At 70.8% G+C, this 17,503-nt stretch carries 17 protein-coding genes; 12 read left to right on the top strand and 5 right to left on the bottom strand.

Annotated elements, in window-relative coordinates:
- Positions 1–6 precede the first annotated feature (6 nt).
- Positions 7–1,434, bottom strand: a complete 1,428-nt coding sequence (locus tag HCK04_RS07920; protein ID WP_142646423.1) for an MDR family MFS transporter — start codon at positions 1,432–1,434, stop codon at positions 7–9.
- Between the two features lie 96 nt (positions 1,435–1,530).
- On the opposite strand from HCK04_RS07920, the gene HCK04_RS07915 reads away from it, so the two are divergent.
- Complete coding sequence (locus HCK04_RS07915) at positions 1,531–2,130, top strand: TetR/AcrR family transcriptional regulator (RefSeq protein ID WP_221889886.1); 600 nt, start codon at positions 1,531–1,533, stop codon at positions 2,128–2,130.
- A gap of 57 nt (positions 2,131–2,187) precedes the next feature.
- Here HCK04_RS07915 and HCK04_RS07910 read toward each other — a convergent pair whose 3' ends face one another.
- On the bottom strand, positions 2,188–3,540 hold the full coding sequence (locus tag HCK04_RS07910; protein WP_205829999.1) for a UDP-glucose/GDP-mannose dehydrogenase family protein: 1,353 nt from the start codon (positions 3,538–3,540) through the stop codon (positions 2,188–2,190).
- Positions 3,541–3,727: 187 nt separating this feature from the next.
- Between HCK04_RS07910 and HCK04_RS07905 the strand changes: the two genes are divergently transcribed.
- A complete protein-coding gene (locus HCK04_RS07905) occupies positions 3,728–4,891 on the top strand; it encodes an acyl-CoA dehydrogenase family protein (protein WP_142646417.1) in 1,164 nt (387 codons plus the stop codon).
- Between the two features lie 56 nt (positions 4,892–4,947).
- Here HCK04_RS07905 and HCK04_RS07900 read toward each other — a convergent pair whose 3' ends face one another.
- The gene (locus HCK04_RS07900; RefSeq protein WP_142646415.1) at positions 4,948–5,790 is read right to left on the bottom strand and encodes an SDR family NAD(P)-dependent oxidoreductase; all 843 of its coding nucleotides are present in this window, start codon (positions 5,788–5,790) and stop codon (positions 4,948–4,950) included.
- A 76-nt stretch (positions 5,791–5,866) separates the two neighbouring features.
- Between HCK04_RS07900 and HCK04_RS07895 the strand changes: the two genes are divergently transcribed.
- The 9 genes from HCK04_RS07895 to HCK04_RS07855 all read left to right on the top strand — a co-directional run bounded on the left by HCK04_RS07895 (position 5,867) and on the right by HCK04_RS07855 (position 12,595).
- Positions 5,867–6,274, top strand: a complete 408-nt coding sequence (locus tag HCK04_RS07895; protein WP_142646413.1) for a helix-turn-helix domain-containing protein — start codon at positions 5,867–5,869, stop codon at positions 6,272–6,274.
- A gap of 207 nt (positions 6,275–6,481) precedes the next feature.
- Complete coding sequence (locus HCK04_RS07890; RefSeq protein WP_142646411.1) at positions 6,482–6,916, top strand: nitroreductase family deazaflavin-dependent oxidoreductase; 435 nt, start codon at positions 6,482–6,484, stop codon at positions 6,914–6,916.
- A 108-nt stretch (positions 6,917–7,024) separates the two neighbouring features.
- Positions 7,025–8,110, top strand: a complete 1,086-nt coding sequence (locus HCK04_RS07885) for an FUSC family protein (RefSeq protein ID WP_142646409.1) — start codon at positions 7,025–7,027, stop codon at positions 8,108–8,110.
- A 137-nt stretch (positions 8,111–8,247) separates the two neighbouring features.
- Entirely contained in the window at positions 8,248–8,805 is a 558-nt protein-coding gene (locus tag HCK04_RS07880) for a hypothetical protein (RefSeq protein ID WP_142646407.1), read from the top strand.
- Between the two features lie 99 nt (positions 8,806–8,904).
- A complete protein-coding gene (locus tag HCK04_RS07875; protein ID WP_205829998.1) occupies positions 8,905–9,450 on the top strand; it encodes a MauE/DoxX family redox-associated membrane protein in 546 nt (181 codons plus the stop codon).
- Positions 9,451–9,465: 15 nt separating this feature from the next.
- Positions 9,466–10,008: a redoxin domain-containing protein gene (locus HCK04_RS07870; RefSeq protein WP_142646403.1), complete on the top strand. Its 543-nt coding sequence runs from the start codon at positions 9,466–9,468 to the stop codon at positions 10,006–10,008.
- Positions 10,005–11,870: an ABC transporter ATP-binding protein gene (locus HCK04_RS07865; protein ID WP_260617162.1), complete on the top strand. Its 1,866-nt coding sequence runs from the start codon at positions 10,005–10,007 to the stop codon at positions 11,868–11,870. The genes HCK04_RS07870 and HCK04_RS07865 overlap by 4 nt, the downstream gene beginning before the upstream one ends.
- Before the next feature lie 8 nt (positions 11,871–11,878).
- A complete protein-coding gene (locus tag HCK04_RS07860) occupies positions 11,879–12,316 on the top strand; it encodes a S26 family signal peptidase (RefSeq protein ID WP_142646401.1) in 438 nt (145 codons plus the stop codon).
- 102 nt (positions 12,317–12,418) lie between these two features.
- Positions 12,419–12,595: a hypothetical protein gene (locus HCK04_RS07855; protein WP_168065728.1), complete on the top strand. Its 177-nt coding sequence runs from the start codon at positions 12,419–12,421 to the stop codon at positions 12,593–12,595.
- A 71-nt stretch (positions 12,596–12,666) separates the two neighbouring features.
- Here the strand turns inward: HCK04_RS07855 and HCK04_RS07850 are convergent, their stop codons facing one another.
- Positions 12,667–14,505 carry a BTAD domain-containing putative transcriptional regulator gene (locus tag HCK04_RS07850; RefSeq protein ID WP_168065726.1) on the bottom strand — a complete coding sequence of 613 codons (1,839 nt, stop codon included), beginning with the start codon at positions 14,503–14,505 and terminating at the stop codon, positions 12,667–12,669.
- A 163-nt stretch (positions 14,506–14,668) separates the two neighbouring features.
- Between HCK04_RS07850 and HCK04_RS07845 the strand changes: the two genes are divergently transcribed.
- Positions 14,669–15,322, top strand: coding sequence for a TetR/AcrR family transcriptional regulator (locus tag HCK04_RS07845; RefSeq protein ID WP_142646397.1), 654 nt, complete (start codon positions 14,669–14,671; stop codon positions 15,320–15,322).
- A 451-nt stretch (positions 15,323–15,773) separates the two neighbouring features.
- Here the strand turns inward: HCK04_RS07845 and HCK04_RS07840 are convergent, their stop codons facing one another.
- A complete protein-coding gene (locus tag HCK04_RS07840; RefSeq protein ID WP_142646395.1) occupies positions 15,774–17,480 on the bottom strand; it encodes an ATP-binding protein in 1,707 nt (568 codons plus the stop codon).
- Positions 17,481–17,503 lie beyond the last annotated feature (23 nt).

The raw sequence follows: 17,503 nt of genomic DNA, 5'->3' as shown, positions 1-17,503 counted from the left end.
CCCGGCTCATCCGGCTGCCGTGGGGCGGCGGGTGAGCCGGGAAGGCAGCCACGCGGACACGACCAGTGCGAGCACGGTGAAGGCGAGCGACCACCAGAACGTGTGCTCGAAGGCCGCCGCGGCGTCCGAAGGGCCGCCGGGATGACGGGCGAGTGCGCTGTCGAGGACCACGGCCAGCACGGCGGTGCCGAACGAGCCGCCGACCTGCTGCGCGGTCCTCGTGATCACGCTCGCGTGCGGCACCTCGTCGCGGGTGAGTCCCTCGTACGCGCTGCTGATGACGGGGATCGTCACGGCGCCGAGGCCGACGCCGCGTACGACGAGCGCGGAGACGAGCCACCACGTCGCGGTGTCCGGCCCGGCCCAGGCGAACGGCAGCGTCCCGAGCGCGGTGATCACCAGGCCGACGGCGGTGACCGGGCGCGCGCCCACGCGGTCGGTGAGCGTGCCGGCCAGGCCCCTGCTCAGCATCACGCCGATGCCCTGCGGGGCGAGCAGGAGACCGGCCGTGAACGCGTCCCTGCCGCCCACCTGCTGATAGAAGAGCGGGATCAGCAGCATCGCGCCGTAGAGGACGAAGCCCGACAGGAACATCAGCGCGTTCGCCGCACTGAACGAGGGGCTGCGCAGCAGTCGCAGGTCGACGAGCGGCGTGTCCGTCCCGAGCGCGCGTACGGCGAAGGCGGCGATGAGCGCGGCGCCCGCGATGAGCGGCAGCAGCACGTCGGCGTGGCCGAAGCCGCCGCCGACCCCGACCCGGGAGAGGCCGAAGATGATCCCGGCGATGCCGGGGCACAGCAGGACCAGGCCGATCCAGTCGAGCGGCGCTTCGCGGTCGCGTTCGCCCGCGGGCATGAAGCGCCAGGCCAGCGCGAGCCCGGCCAGGCAGAACGGCACATTGATCCAGAAGATCCAGCGCCAGGAGAGGTGCTGGACGATCAGGCCGCCGAGGACCGGGCCGAGCACCGGGCCCAGCAGGGCGGGCAGCCCGATGATCGCCGTGGCGCGGCCGAGCGACCGTCCGCCCGTGGCCTGGACCAGGATCGTCTGCATGACGGTCAGCATGAGACCGCCGCCCGCGCCCTGCACCACGCGGAAGGCGATCAGCGTCGCCGCGTCCGGGGCGAGGCTCGCGCCGACGGATCCGGCCAGGAAGATCGTCAATGCGGCCAGCCAGACGTTCTTGCCGCCGAAACGGCCGGTCAGCCAGTTCGTCGTCGGCACCACCATGCCGAGGGCGAGCAGGTAGCCGGTGGTGATCCACTGGATGGTCGAGACCGGCACGTGCAGTTGCCGTCCCAGGGTGTCCAGTGCGATGTTGACGATCGTCGTGTCGAAGACGACGGCGAGGGTGCCGGTCAGCATGACGAGCGAGAGCCGTACGAATGCCGGGTCGAGGCGTTCCCGGGTGGCGGGCGGACTTGCGGTGCTCATGGCGACCTCCGGAGCAAGATTAGATGCACTTGTGTATCTAATCCTCTGGATGTCGTGCCGTCAATAAGATGCGCTTGTGTATCTTGAGGAGAGATCGTGTCGGAGAAGACCGCAACCAGGCGGCGTGGAGCCGAGCTGGAGGAGGCGTTGCTCGACGCCGCATGGGACGAGCTGGTCAGCGGCGGCTATGGCGGCTTCACGTTCGAGGGGGTGGCCGCACGTGCCCAGACCAGCCGGCCGGTGGTCTACCGCCGGTGGGCGAGCCGGGCCGATCTGGCGGTGGCCGCGATCATGCACTACGGCCGGAAGAACCGGCTCACGGTGCCCGACACCGGCTCTCTCCGCGACGACGTCGTGGCCCTGCTGCGGTGGATGTCGGAGCGGCGCGGCGAGCTGGCGGTGGTGATGAGCATGCAGATGAGCGAGTTCTTCGCGGAGACCGGCTCCACGATGGCCGACCTGCGAGAGCGGCTTCTGGCCGAACGCGGGGGGCCCGATCTGATGGACGAGATCCTCGACCGCGCCGCCGCGCGCGGGGAGATCGACCGTCGGCGCCTCACTCCGCGGCTGGCGGCGCTGCCGATCGACCTCGTCCGTCACGAGCTCCTGATGACCGGGCGGCCGGTCTCCGAGGACGTCATCGCCGAGATCGTCGACGACGTCTTCCTGCCCCTCCTCCGCCTGAGGGCGCAGTGAGGGCGGGTTCGCCGGGCTCGGTGCGGTGAGGCCCGGCTCGCCGGGCCGGCGCGAGGATCAGGGGCGGCCGAGGGCGCGGTAGTCCCAGCCGGCCTCGCGCCAGGTGTCCGCGTCGAGCGCGTTGCGGCCGTCGACGATCGTGCGGGCGGCGACGACCGCGCCCAGCTCCTCGGGATCGAGGGTCACGAACTCCTGCCACTCGGTGAGCAGCAGCACGACCTCGGCCTCATGGGCGGCCTCCATGGCCGACTCGGCGTACCCCAGGTGGGGGTGGGCCGCCCGCGCGTTCGACAGGGCGACCGGGTCGTAGACCGTGACCTGCCCGCCCTGCTCGGCGATCTTCAGGGCCACGTCCAGGGCCGGAGAGTCGCGGATGTCGTCGGAGTTGGGTTTGAACGCCGCGCCCAGCACCGCCACCCTGCGGCCGTCGAACGCCCCGCCAAGGATGTCGCGGGTGAGGTCGACCGTACGGGCCCGGCGGCGCAGGTTGATCTGGTCGACCTCGCGGAGGAACGCGAGCGCCTGGGAGGCGCCGAGCTCGTCGGCCCTGGCCGTGAACGCCCTGATGTCCTTCGGCAGGCAGCCGCCGCCGAAGCCGAGGCCGGGGTTGAGGTAGCGGCCGCCGATCCGCTCGTCGTACGACAGCGCCTGCGACAGCTGGGTGACGTCGCCGCCGGCGGCCTCGCAGAGCTCGGCCATGGCGTTGATGAACGAGATCTTCGTGGCCAGGAACGCGTTCGCGGCCGTCTTCACCAGCTCGGCCGTCGGGAAGTCGGTCACCACGATCGGGATCTCGCCCAGCGGCGCGTAGACGTCCCGCAGCACCTTCTCGGCCCGCTCGGAGGTCACACCGAGCACGATCCGGTCGGGGCGGAGCGTGTCCTGGACGGCGAAGCCCTCACGCAGGAACTCGGGGTTCCAGGCCAGCTCGACCTGCATCCCCGCGGGCGAGAGCCGTACGAGCTTGTCGGCGAGGCGCTCGGCGGTGCCGACCGGCACCGTGGACTTGCCCACGACCAGGCACTCGCGGTCGAGGTGCGGGGCCAGCGACTCGACGACCGCGTCCAGGAACGAGACGTCGGCGGCCTGCTCGCCCTTCTTCTGGGGCGTGCCCACGCAGATGAAGTGGACGTCGCCGAACTTCGCCACCTCCTCGTATGAGGTGGTGAAGCGCAGCCTGCCCGAGTCGAGATTGCGGCGGAGGAGCTCCTCCAGACCGGGCTCGTGAATCGGCAGCTCGCCGCGCTGCAGCCGTTCGATCTTGCTCTGGTCCACATCCAGACCGAGCACTTCGAAGCCCAGTTCGGCCATGCACGCCGCGTGCGTTGCACCCAGGTATCCGGTCCCCAGCACAGTGAGGCGGTACGGCACGGCATGCTCCCCTCTTACCGACTCTTTGTGATCTGGCATGGTACCGGGCCAGTCAACTGCCCTGTGAACCACCTGGGCAAACCGGCGCCTTGGCCCCACGGTACGGCCCCCGGTCCGCCCCGGTCGATGCCAGGCAACCGGTTCCTCACCCCTGTCAAGAAGATCAGTCAGGGAGGCTGTCGTACTGACTGGTAACTTTCTAGTCGGACGTCCTAGTATCGGCCTTATGAGCTTCCCTCTCTACGCCCCCGCTGAGGAGCACGAGATGCTCCGCGAGACGGTCCGGGCCATCGCCGACGAGAAGATCGCCCCGCGTGCCGCGGCGGCCGACGAGAACGAGGAGTTCCCTTGGGAGGTCTACAAGGACCTCGTCGCGGCCGACCTGCACGCCGTGCACATCCCCGAGGCGTACGGCGGGGCGGGCGCCGACGCGCTCGCCACCGTGATCGTGATCGAGGAGGTCGCCCGCGCGTGCGCCTCGTCCTCGCTGATCCCGGCCGTCAACAAGCTGGGCACCGTGCCGCTGCTGCTGTCGGCGTCCGAGGAGCTCAAGCAGCGCTACCTCACGCCGGTCGCCCGTGGTGAGGCCATGTTCTCCTACGCCCTGTCGGAGCCGGAGGCCGGCTCCGACGCCGCCTCCATGAAGACCAGGGCCGAGCGCGACGGCGACCACTACGTGCTCAACGGCACCAAGATGTGGATCACCAACGCGGGCGTGTCGGAGTTCTACACGGTCATGGCCGTGACCGACCCCTCGGCCGGCGCCCGCGGCATCTCGGCGTTCGTGGTGGAGAAGGACGACGAGGGCGTCTCGTTCGGGCCCAAGGAGAAGAAGCTCGGCATCAAGGGCTCGCCCACCCGCCAGGTCATCCTGGAGAACGTCCGCATCCCGGCCTCGCGCATGATCGGCGAGCCGGGCACCGGCTTCAAGACCGCCCTGGCCACGCTCGACCACACCCGCGTCACCATCGCCGCCCAGGCGCTCGGCATCGCCCAGGGCGCGCTCGACTACGCCCTCGGGTACGTCAAGGAGCGCAAGCAGTTCGGCAAGCCGATCGCCGACTTCCAGGGCCTGCAGTTCATGCTCGCCGACATGGCGATGAAGCTGGAGGCCGCCCGCCAGCTCACCTACGCCGCCGCCGCGAAGTCGGAGCTGGCCATGAGCGGCACCCCGGTCAAGGACCTCACCTTCTTCTCCAGCGCCGCCAAGTGCGCCGCCTCCGACGCCGCCATGGAGATCACCGTCGACGCCGTCCAGCTCCTCGGCGGGTACGGCTACACGCGCGACTTCCCGGTCGAGCGGATGATGCGCGACGCCAAGATCACCCAGATCTACGAGGGCACCAACCAGATCCAGCGCATGGTCATGGCCCGCCAGCTCCTCAAGTAGTCGTTGGCGTGCGAAACCCCGTCTGCCGTACCGGGCAGGCGGGGTTCGCCGTCGGGTCAGGCGTCCGCCCGGAGGCGGCCGAGCAGGTCCTCGGTGTAGGCGAGCAGGCGCTCGGCGTCGCCGGGATCGAGCGTTTTCAGCGAGTGGTCGACCGGCTTGCCGCGGTCGACCGCGGTGAGCGCGCCGGCCGGCGGGTGGTCGATCCACTCGACGATCGGACGGATCGACTCGGCCACCGGGCGCGCGAGGAACGCCGCGAGCACCCTGATGGCTCCGCGGACCAGTGGGTTCCGGTGGCCGCTCACCCCGCTGCGGGTGAAACCGGGGTGGTAGAGGACGTAGCGCGCCCGGTTCTCGGGCCGGGCGGCGAACGCGACGCCGAGCAGGTCGTTGGCGCGTCCCGCCTGGAGCTGCGCGAGCACCTGGCCGTACCGGCGTGTCAACTGGGGGTCCTCCCACACGATCCGGCCCGCGGTGACGCCGACCCCGGCGACGTTGACGACCACCGGGTCGGGGGCGGCGTTCAGCAGCGGCCGCAGGCGGGTCCCGAGCAGGTATCGGCTCAGGTAGTACAGGGCGAAGGTGTACTCCAGCCCGTCGGCCGTCTCCGTGCGCTTGGAGCTGATCCGGTTGGCGAACAGCGCCAGCGCGTCGACCGAGTCGTGGTGCTCGGCCACGTCGGTGACAATCCGCTCGACCTCCGCGATCGAGGAAAGATCCGCCCGTACGAACCGCAGGTTCGGGCTCGCCGCGTCGGACAGCAGCGCACGGCCCTTGGCCTCGCTGCTGCCGATCACCGTGACGTGATCGCCCCTCGCGAGCCGTTCCAGGGCGGTCGCCCGCCCCATGCCGTCGGTTCCCCCGCTGATGATGACGGTCTTGTGTCGTCGGCCCGGCACGGAATCCTCCATAGGCTGGTGGTCGGCTGGTCCAATCGTCGGGCTGCGACGTCAGAGGCGGAAAGAAGGCAGTTTGATGTCCGGTACGCACACTGGTGTTCCCTCCGTACTCGCCCACGAGCTTCCCCGTCCCGTGCCGATCGACGAGCTCGAAGCCTGCCCGGTGGGGGAGCTGTTCCGGCGGCTGGGCGACAAATGGAGCATGCTGCTGCTGATCCTGCTCGGCGGCCGGCCCCATCGCTACAACGAGCTGCACCGCGCGATCGAGGGCATCAGCCAGCGCATGCTCACCCGTACGCTGCGCGCCCTGGAGACCGACGGCCTGGTGCGCCGCGAGGTGCACCCGACCGTGCCTCCCGGCGTCGAGTACAGCCTGACCCCGCTCGGCCGCACCCTGCTGGAGCCCGTGTCCGCGCTGGCCGACTGGGCGGTGCGGCACGAGGCCGACATCAGGGAGGCCCGCTTCCGGCACACCGGCGCCTAGTCTCCGACGGGCAGCCCACCCTGCCTCCCCAGCAGCCCTGAGCAGCGCAAACCCCGTCTCCCGTGGTTGGAGGCGGGGTTTTCCACGTCTTCGGCGAGATCGGCGTACAAGCTAGAGAGCACCGCTCTTGACTGTGAGCGTATCTCCGGGCATGCTTGCCCTAAAGCGAGAGCAGTGCTCTCGGAGTGAGTCGCCGAGGAGTCGACCATGTCCCGCTACATCGAACCGACCCGCATGGATCACCTCTTCAACCGGACGGTCGCAGGGCTGACCCGGCTCGGGATCAGCCTCTGGGGATCCCGGATCCTGTACGTCCGCGGCCGGTCCAGCGGGGAATGGCGCACCACGCCGGTGAACGTGCTGACCCTGAACGGCACTCGCTATCTGGTCGCACCCCGGGGTATCACTCAGTGGGTCCGCAACCTGCGTGCCGCCGGGAACGGTGAGCTGCGCGTGGGCCGCCGCGTCGAAGCGTTCACCGCCATCGAGCTCTCCGATGAGGAGAAGCCGGCCGTTCTCCGGGCGTACCTGAAGCGCTGGGGCTGGGAGGTCGGAAGGTTCTTCGAGGGACTCAACGCGAACGCGTCCGAGGAACAGGTGCGGGAGATCGCTCCGGGCTTCCCCGTCTTCCGGATCAACTAGAGAGGCCTTGGCGACGCCGCCGCCGGCCTTGTACGGCGAACGGCTCGAACCAGAGGATTTCGGGGCAAATGTGATCCCACTGTCATAAAGATTCGCGATTGTGGAGGGGTGCGCGCGTGGCTCGTTGATCAGTGGAGGAAACGGCTGGGCACGTTCGGTGTGATCGGGCCTTCCATCGCGCAGTGTGCCGTGGGCGCCGCGCTGGCCTGGCTCGTCGCCGTACATCTGCTCGGCCACCCCAACCCCCTCTTCGCGCCCGTCGCCGTGATGATCTGCGTGGGCATCGGGTCCGGCCGGCGGCTGCGCAGGCTGGCCGAGCTGGTGATCGGCGTCAGCCTGGGGGTGGGCGTCGGCGACCTGCTCGTGTCGTGGATCGGCTCGGGCCCTTGGCAGCTCGCGTTCGTGATCGCGCTGGCCATGACCGTCGCGTGGCTGCTGAACAGCAGCGAGTTGTTCGTGTCGCAGGCCGGGTCGTCGGCGGTGCTGGTCGCCATGCTGGTGCCGGGCGCGGACGGCGGCGGGCTGGACCGGATGGTGGACGCGCTCACCGGCGGCGTCGTCGGCATCGCCGCGGTCGCCCTGCTGCCCGCCAGCCCGCTCACCATCGCGGGCAGGCACCTGTCGGGTGTGCTCGACGCGTTCTCCACCATGCTCGAACAGGCGGCGGAGGCGATCGAGAAGGGCGACGCGGACCTGGCCGCCGAGGCCCTGGAATGCGGACGCAGGACCCAGACCGCGGTCGAGGAGTTCACTGCGGCGCTGGACAACAGCAAGGAGATCATCAGGATCTCGCCGCTGCGCCGGCATCACCGGGCCAGGCTGGCCAGGTATCAGACCGCCGCCCTGCCGGTGGACCTGGCGCTGCGCAACGCGCGGGTGCTGGTGCGCCGCACGCTGGCGGCGATGGGGGAGCCCATGCCGCCGCCGGTCGCGCTGGCCGAGCTGCTGCGCGAGGTCTCGGAGGCGGCGCTGCTGCTCCAACTGGAGCTGGGGGCCGGGCGCGAGCCGACGCTGGCCAGGCAGGCGTTGCTCGCCGTCGCCGCGCGGGAGCGGCCCAAGCACCTGGGCTTCTCGGCGAACGTCATCATCGCGCAGTTGCGCTCCATCGCCGTCGATCTGCTCCAGGCGACCGGCATGGAGCACGACGAGGCCTCGGCCACGCTCACCCCGCTCGACGAGAGCATGCGCGGCTGAGAGCGGACGCCCCGCTCACCGTCGCCGATCAACGCGGCGGGCAGGAGTCGCGGCAGCCGCCGAAGCGCTCGGTGTCCGGCCGGGTGAAGCGGGTCTCCTGCGTCCCCCGCACCGCCTCGGTCATCGTCTTCTTCCAGATGGGCCATCTGGATGGTCTCGCACAGGCCCACTTTCCCCTGCAGTTGCATGAAGAAGGTGTTCACGGCGTCCCGGGTGCCCGACCGCAGGGTGACGAACCGGGCTCCGCCCTTCTCGCGGTTGCGGACGCTGTGGGTTGGATCGCCGACGGGCCTGCCCGCGCAGTTCTTGAACGCCGGGTAGCTCGGGGCACGGTACGCGTCCCCGACGAAGAAACCGTCGTCGTATCGCCAGCCGGCGGCGAGCGCGGCGGCCAGGGCGTACGGCATCGCCGTCGTGCCCTGCTGGAGTCCCCGCCCGCCGTCGGGATCACGGCTGGAGACCATCGCCCTTACGGTCCCTTCGCCCGGGACGATCAGGACCTGTGTGGCGATCTGCGCGTCGTCGCGGTGGACGTACGCGTCGACGGCCTGTTGCGCCGTCCGCTGGAGCCGCTGGTCGATGGTCGTCGCGAAGTCGCGTTTCCGGGACGTTTTCACGCTGCTTCGATTCCTCGCCGGCGTGAAACGTCGTCCATTGTGCAGTCCCCGCGTCACATCGGCCAAATGGCCGCATAACGAATACACCGCGGCGTGTAGCCGTCGTATATCCGGTGTCTCGCGGCTGTTCCTAGCGTGGTGGGCGACCCACCCGCCCGACCGGGGATGAGGACGCCCGTGGCCTATCTCTTCGCCTTCTGCCGGCTGCTCACGGGGATCGTCTTCCTCATGTCGGCCGTGAGCAAGCTGCGCGGGCGGACGGCGTACGAGGAGTTCACGGCGGCCATCCGCGCCCTCGTGCCCCTCGTGCGGCTGCCGGCCCGGCCCGTCGCGGCGCTCGTCGTCACCGCCGAGGCCGCCGTCGCGCCGCTGCTTGCCTGGCCGCCCACCGTGCTCGCCGGCTTCTGTCTCGCGCTCGGGCTGCTCGTGGCCTTCACCGTGGCCATCGTCGTCGCCCTGCGGCGCGGCAGGCGGGTCCCCTGCCGCTGCTTCGGCGCCTCCGCCGTTCCCGTGGGCCCCGGTCATCTCGCCCGCAACGCCGTGCTCCTCGCCGCCGCGACGGCGGGAGCCGTACAGGCAGGTGCGGTACAGGCCGGCGCCGGGACCGTCCTCGCGGGTCTCGGGCCGGCCGGGTTCGTCGCGGTCGCCCTGGCGGCCGGGGCCGCGGCCGTCCTGCTGTCCGCGATCGGCGAGATCGCCGGTCTGTTCACCAGTTCACCCTGACGAAGGTGGTTCCTCATGCCGTTCCTGACAGCGCTCGTTCTGGGCGTCGGCGTCCTGTGCCTGATCGACCTGGTGCTGACGGTCGGGGTGATCCGGCGGCTTCGGGCGCACGAGGAGATGCTGTCGGCGCGACCGCCGGGTGCCCCGTTCCTCGTACTGCCTCCTGGGGCGACGATCGGCGGTTTCTCCGCGGTGAGCACCGACGGCGTGCACGTCTCGGATGAGACGCTGACCGGGACGGTCCTCGTCGGCGTCTTCTCGCCCGACTGCCCGGCCTGCCACGAACGCCTGCCGCAGTTCGCCGAGCACGCGCGGTCGTTCCCCGGAGGACGCGGCAACGTGCTGGCCGTGCTCGTCGGTGCGGAGGAGGAGATGGCCGAGGAACGGCGGGCGCTGGAGCCGGTCGCCCTGGTGCTGATCGAGGAGTTCGGCACCGGCCTGACGAAGGCGTTGCAGGTGCGCGGCTTCCCGTCCCTCGCCCTGGTCGACGAGCACGGGAGGGTGGTCGCCAGCGGCACCACCCTGGAGGACCTCGACACGATCCCCGCACACGCGTGACGGCCCGAGCGCGGGCGGTGGTGACCGCCCTCGGCATGGCCTGGCGGGCGGGCAGGGGGCTGACCATCGCCTTCGCCGTCCTCAGCACGCTCATGGCCGTCCTGCCGGTGACGATCGCCTGGTGCACCAAGCTGGTCCTCGACGAGATCGCCGCCGGCCGGCCCGGGGTCGGCGTGACCGCGGGCCTGGGCGCGGTGCTCGCCGGGTGCGGGGTGCTGACGGCGCTCGGGCCGCAGATCGTCCAGTACGTCAGGGACGAGAGCGGACGCAGGATCGGCCTCGCTGCCCAGGACCGCCTTTTCCGGGCCACCGAGCGGTTCGTGGGCCTCGCCAGGTTCGAGGACCCGGCGTTCCACGACCGGATCCGCATGGCCCAGCAGCACGGCGGGGCGACCCCGGGCATGGTGGTCTCCGCCGCCCTGGGCACCGCAAGGACGGCGATGACCGGCGCCGGGTTCCTCGTCTCCCTCGTGACGATCAGCCCGTGGATGGCCGCCCTCGTGCTCGGTGCCGCGGTGCCGTCCCTGGCCGCCGAGCTCTGGCTGTCGCGGCGGCGGGCCGCGATGCTGTGGGGCATCGGCCCGGTCGAGCGCCGCGAGCTCTTCTTCGGCGAGCTTCTCGTCAACGTCCGGGCGGCCAAGGAGCTGAGGCTCTTCGGCACCGGGGCGCACCTGCGCGGGCTCATGAACGCCTACCGGCGGGCCGCGAACGCCGAGCGGAGCCGCACCGACCGGCGCGAGCTGGGCGTGCAGGCCGTCACCGGGACGACGGCCGCGCTCGCGGCCGGGGGCGGCCTGCTGTGGGTTCTCGTGTCCGCGGCGAACGGCACGGGCGCGATCGGCGACGTGGCGCTGTTCGTGGCCGCCGTCGCCGGAGTCCAGGCCGCGGTGAGCGGTCTCGTCGTCGAGCTCGTCACCGTGCACCAGCAGGTGCTGCTGTTCGGCCACTACCTCGCCGTCCTGCACGCCGAGCCGGACCTGCCGGTCCCGGCCAGGCCCCGGCGGACGGGTCCGCTGCGCCGGGGGATCGAGCTGAAGGACGTGTGGTTCCGCTACTCGCCCGGCCACCCCTGGGCCCTGCGCGGCCTGACCCTGACCATCCCGTACGGCACCGCGGTGGCGCTCGTAGGCCGGAACGGCGCGGGCAAGAGCACGGTGGTCAAGCTCCTGTGCCGCATGTACGACCCGGAGCGCGGCTCGATCCTCTGGGACGGGATCGATCTCAGGGAGGTGGACCCGGCGGAGCTGCGGGCGCGGATCGGGGCGGTGTTCCAGGACTACATGGAATATGACATGACCGCGGCCGAGAACATCGGCCTGGGCGACCTCGCCGCGCTGGACGACCGGGGGAGGATCGAGGCGGCGGCGCGGCGGGCGGGGGTGCACGGCGTCGTGAGCCGCCTGCCCCGGGGGTACGACACGATGCTGTCCCGCGTCTTCGGCGGCCTCGTGGACCCCGCGGAGGACGGTCCCACGGATGTGGGGGTCCATCTGTCGGGCGGGCAGTGGCAGCGGGTCGCCCTGGCCCGCGCCTACCTGCGGGGCGAGAGGGACCTGCTGATCCTGGACGAGCCCAGCTCGGGCCTCGACGCCGAGGCGGAGCACGAGATCCATCAAGGCCTGCGCGAGCACCGCCGCGGCCGTACGAGCCTGCTGATCAGCCACCGGCTCGGCGCGGTGCGCGACGCCGACCACATCGTGGTCCTGGACGGCGGGCAGGTCGCCGAGCAGGGCACGCACACCGAGCTGCTCGCGCGCGGCGGGATCTACGCTCGCCTGTTCGCCCTGCAGGCCGAGGGATACCGGCAGCGGGAGGACCACACCGCCGCCGCCCCGCACGACCGGCTCTCGGGGGCACGATGACACGCACGATGACACCCGTCCTGCTCGTCCTGCTCGCGTCGGCGCTCGGCGGCGCCGCCGCGATGGCGGCCAGACGGTCGCTGCGCGTCGTCGAGGTGCACGGGGAGAGCATGGAGCCAAGCCTGCGGTCCGGCGACCGGGTCCTCGTACGCACGCTGCGCACGGGGCGGCGCGTCCGGCGCGGTGACATCGTGGTCATCTCCCGCGTGGGCCCGGGGGAGGGGGTCACGCTCGACGGCGGCACCAACCTGGTGATCAAGCGGGCCGCCGCCGTGGCCGGGGATCCGGTCCCACCGGGATTCGAGGCGCTGGGGGAGACACGAGTGCCGCCGGGGCGGCTGCTCGTGCTCGGGGACGATCCGTCGCGCAGCACCGACTCCCGGCAGTGGGGGCTCCTCCCGGAAAGCCGGATCACCGGTGTCGTGATCCGGCGGTTGAACGCGTGAACCCGGCGATACAGGAATTCGTGTATCGCAGTGGTACGTCCGCGATCGAGGCCGCTCCTAATGTCGGGCTCCGAAAAGGAGTCCCTCACAAGGAGGAACTGAATGACACGGACGATTCAGCGACTGGCGGACCGGATGGTCGCCCGGCTGGTCCCGGCCACCCGCGCGGAGGCGGTCAACTGCTGGTACGAGAGCACAGGCTGCGTCCAGCGCTACTGCTGCACCGGGTCGGGGATCCCCGGCGGCAGTTACTGCACATACTGGCAGTACATCTGCTAGACGGACACGGCGGAGCGTCCTTCGCGCGAATTCTCCTCGCGCGAAGGGCGCCACGCTTTCGAATGGCCACCCTAGACGGCCGAATTCCCGTTCGCGGGTTTTTCTGCTGTTCTGGCGATTTCCATGGCGTACAGGCGGGTGAGGTCGTTCATCCGGTAGTGGTCCGGGGCGATCGGCTTCATCAGGCGGAGATCGGCCAGCCTGCCGAGTGCCGCCCACGCCGTACGCCGGTCACGGCCGAGGAGCCCCGCCGCCGTCGCCGACCCGCAGTCGGCCATGCCACGCTCGCCGAGGCGGTGGAACAGGGCGAGCGCGCTGCCGTTCGCCGTCCCCCCGCACTGCCGCAGGGCCTGGTAGTCGAGGTCGAGGGCGCTGCGTACGGAAAGGTCGCCGCAGGTCAGCAGGTCGAGCCGGTGCTCCTCGCAGGCCAGCATGTCGGCGAACGCCGCCAGCGTCCACTCCCGCCGGACCGCCAGCCGCTTGCCCGCGATCCGCAGTGCGAGCGGCAGGTTGTCGCAGAGCCGGGCCACCCTCCTCACCTGCTCGGGATCGACCCGGTCCCGGCCGCAGAGCCGCACCAGCAGCTCGTACGCCGCGTCGTCGGTCAGGGGAGCGAGCGGCAGATGGTCGACGTCGTCGAGCGCCCCGAGCACCGTCCTGCTGGTGATGACGAACCGGCAGCCGGGACAGGCGCCGATCAGCGGGCGCACCTGCCCCTCGTCGGTCACGTTGTCGAGAAGGACGAGCACCCGCCTGCCGGCCGTGGCGTTCCCGAGCTGGAGCACCGCGTCGTCGAGGTCGGCGGCGATCTCGTCGTCCGCCAGTCCCAGCAGTCCCAGCAGCCGGGCCGGCGTCTCGTACGCGCCGGGCCGGGGAAGGGTCCGCAGGTCGACGTGGAACACGCCGCCGGGGAAGGCCGGCGCCGCCATCCGTACGGCGTGCAGAGCGAGGGCCGACTTGCCCACCCCCGCAGGGCCGTGCACGGCGACCGGCCGGACGGGCCGCGGGGGTGCGGCGGTGATCGCGGCCACGATCTCGTTCAGCTCCGCATCGCGGCCCACGAGACTCACGAGACTTCCGGGGCCCGCGACCGGTGTCGGCCCTGCCTCCGACACGGGGGCCGGACGGGACGGATCGAGGGCGGGGTCCCGCCGGAGGATTCGCCGGTGCAGCTCGGCCAGCTCGGGACCGGGCTCGACGCCCAGCTCCTCCGCCAGGAACGCGCGGGCCTGGCCGTACGCGGCGAGCGCGGCGGCGGAGTCGCCGGTGCGATACAGCGCGAGCATGAGGCTGCCCCACAGCCGCTCCCTGGTGGGATGAGCGGCCACCGTCTCCCGAAGCTCCGGCACGGCGTCGGCGTGCTCGCCCAGCATGAGGCGGGCCTCCGCCTGCGCCTCCAGGGCCAGGCAGCGCTGCTCGGCGAGCGCGTCCAGGCGCGGGCCGAGCGCCGCCGACCTGGGCACGTCCTCGGCCGGCGCGCCGCGCCACCGCGTGAGGGCCGCCGACAGGTGCCGCAACGCCGTCTCCGGCCGCCCGGCCGACAGCGCCTGCCTGCCCTGCCGCAGGGCGTCGGCGAACTCGCTGACGTCGAGCTCGCCGGGGTGCACGGTGAGGACGTAGCCGGGCGGCCGGGCCGTCAGCCGGTCGCCGTCGCCGAGCGTCCCCCGCAGCCGGTTGACGTAGGTGCGGACGTTGGCGACGGCCGAGCGGGGCGGCTCCTCGTCCCACACCGCCATGACCAGCCGGTCGATCGACACGACCCGATTGGGTTCGAGCAGCAGCGCGGTCAGCAGGGCGCGCTGTTTGGGCGAGCCGAGCGGGACCGGCCTGCCGTTCCTCCTGACCTCGACCGGGCCCAGCAAGCCGAACCGAAGGTTCGATCCGCCCTCCGGATCGGATGATCGGTGCACGACGGGACCTCCGTAGGCGTCTCGCGAGGAGCGTCTGAAGAGAACCCCACGAAGATCCCTGCCCGCCGCGAACCCGCACAAGCCCGGCAAGTGTCCGGAACAGTTCCGAACCGGGCCCGCCATACGGTGATTAGGGGGGATCCACGGGGGAACCGACTACCGCATGACGGGTACGGGCAACGGGGACCTGTCCGACCGCGTTCTCCAGGTGGCGACCCGCCTGTTCGCCGGGCTGGGTTACGACGGCACGGACCTCAGGCAGATCGCCGACGCCGCGGGCACTGACGTCGCCTACATCAAACGGCAGTTCGGCGACAAGCGAGAGATCTATCTCGAGGTCATGGACTTCATGAACAGCGCCCACAACGCCGTCCTGGAGAAAGGGATCAAGGACATCGTCGGCGCCCCGCCCGACCAGAAGATCGTCGCCCTGCACCGGCTTCTCGACCGATATATCGACTTCTGCTGCAACCAGCCGGAATATCCGGCGCTCTACACCCACAGGTGGCTCGCCGACGCCACCGACATCCCCGAGCTGGAGCCGATGTACGCCGCTCCGGCGGCGCAGTTCGTGATCGACACCATCTCCCCGATGGTGACCGCCCCGGACGTGGACGTGGACTACACGATCAACGCGGTGATCTGGTGCGTGCACAGCTTCGTGCAGAGCGGCGTGTACGACAGGTCGGGCCAGCGATACGACCACAAGCACCCCGGCGCGCTGTGGCGCTTCCGCACCTTTCTGCACCAGATGGTCCACCGCACGCTCCGCCTGCCGGGGGACCCCCCACCCGTGCCGCGTCCCGCGCGCAGGTGAACCGCTTCCTGCCCGCGGGTTCCCCGGCTACGGCGGCTCGCTCGGCTTCGCCGACCCGGCGACCGGCCTGGCCTTCGGCTACGTCATGAACCACATCCAGGAAGGCGTACCGGACCGGAGAGCCGGCCACCCTCCTCGACGCGGTCCGCAGCGCGCTCGCGAGCGGGGAGATTCACAGAAGTACAGTTCTGTGAACTACACCTCTATGCCGGCCTGCGCCCGCGACCTCCTCGCGGCCCGCCGAGCTGCTGGCCTCGGCCGCCGGGGACCCCGGTATCCGCCTGATCGGCCTCGACGACATCTACGCCCCGAGCGCGTCCGGCTGAGGCCCCTCCGGTCCCGGCCGCCATCGCCAGGGAGGCCGCCGACCGGCACCTGGCCCTGTGGTGCGAGCGCGACGGCGACGAGTCCGTGGACGTACGCCTGACCGCCAGATCACGCCACCGGTCACTCAGCGCGGAAAGGCAGGCCCTGGCCCATACCTGACTCCAGTCCCGCCGCGCGCGTCTCCGATCTTCTCGAGAATCCGGCGTGCACGCAGGTCGTTGAGCATGTCGCGCGCCGCGTACACCTGAATGTCGAAGAGGCGCTGCAGGGTGCGGTTCGTCACGAAGCCGTACTCGCGAACGTGATCGATGATCTTCTGGTCCATCCCGTCCACACCCCGGCGCCGGTAGGTGATTGCCCGGGACATCGCGGCGACCGTCTCGGCCCGCAGGCGATACGTGGGAAACAGTTTTCTGGCGGTGCGTCTGCTCGGCTCCAGCAGACCGTGCTCCTCCGCCATCGACATGAGCACTTCCTGGGCCTCCTCGGGAGGACGCTGGATCACGGCGGCGAGCCGGAGCGCGTCGATCGCGCTGTCGCGGCGGAGATGCGACAGCGTGAGCAGGACGTTGACATCGCGCGCCGCCTTCGCGGGCAACTCGCCGACGAAGCGGACGAAGGCATCGTTGCCGATGCCGCCGGAGAGCGTCGCGCGCACGAGGGTGCCGCTGTCTTCGATTGACGGAGGTTCCTTGCCCACACGAAGCATCTCCCGATAGGCCCGGTCGATGCCCTGCCCCGTGCGCTCAGCCAACTGCAGAGTGGAGATGGCTTCGGTCAAAAGCCGGTTACGCGGCGTCGAAGGGTGCGTGAGGATGTTGTCCGGGGTGACCCCGGCGACAAGCCCTCCAGGACTCGTGATGACCAGCCGTTCGGGGGAGTGCTCTATGTCCACCGTCCCACTGGTCTCGTAGGAACGATGGATGAAGGCGTTGACGATCAGTTCTCGTACGGCGTCCTGCGGATAGTCGGTGAGCTGGAGCTGCACACCGCCGGAAATCGTGAGCGGGTGGATCTCCCGGCGCGTGGCGACCGCGTCCGACATCACTTCGAGCGCCGCCAGCAGGGGCCGGGTCCCTCTGCTCCTGCCCGTCGCCTCGCTGCCCAAGGTGGGGCGGAATTGATAGGAGTATCCGTAGCTGGGGACCACGGTGCGCAGCACCCGCTCGTCGGCGAGCAGGAGGACCCCGGCGTTGGTGACACCGCCGTCCGGAGTGATGAGTCGCAGCGCTTCGAGCATCGCTCGGTCGGACAGCGCTGCGAGGTGATCGCGGCCCGCTGCCACCAGCAGGTCACGAAGCCGGGCGATTTCCACCGCGCTCAGGTCCTCGAGCCCCGCACCGGACGCTTCGGCGGACCAGTCGATCTGACCCCGCGCGATCATGACCTCGCGCTGCTGCGAGGGGGGAAACGCAAGGCACTCCTTGCCGAGGCGACGAGTGGCGAGACCCGCGGCGTTGCTGTGCGGCATGACTCCGCGGGGAACGGACAGGGCGACCAGCCGGACGCCGTCCACGATCCTTTCCACGACGAATGGCGTGATCGGCGGAGACGTCCGGTCGAAGACCCCTTTGCGGAGGCCGTCCAAGGTGTAGGAGGTGGGCACGCCGCGCAAGGCGTCCGCTCTCACCGTCGCCTTGTCGTCCACCCCCAAGACGACGGTGCCGCCTTGGGCGTTGATGAAGCAGACCAGGGTATCGGCGAGCAGAGCGAAGGTCGCCTCGGGAGAGTCGGCGACAAGTTTGAAGTCCAGGGTTTCCGACTCCAGGGCGTCCGCCGGCACGCCTTTGCCGACGGCGTCGAGGACGGCACTGAGTGCCTCCGGTTCCATGTCACTGAAACTAACTGAGAGAG

It is taken from the genome of Microbispora sp. CL1-1 (genome assembly GCF_012034195.1).
In the GTDB taxonomy this organism is placed as follows: domain Bacteria; phylum Actinomycetota; class Actinomycetes; order Streptosporangiales; family Streptosporangiaceae; genus Microbispora.
The sequence above is the reverse complement of the archived record's forward strand: the minus strand, read 5'-3'. Positions and strand labels throughout refer to the sequence as shown.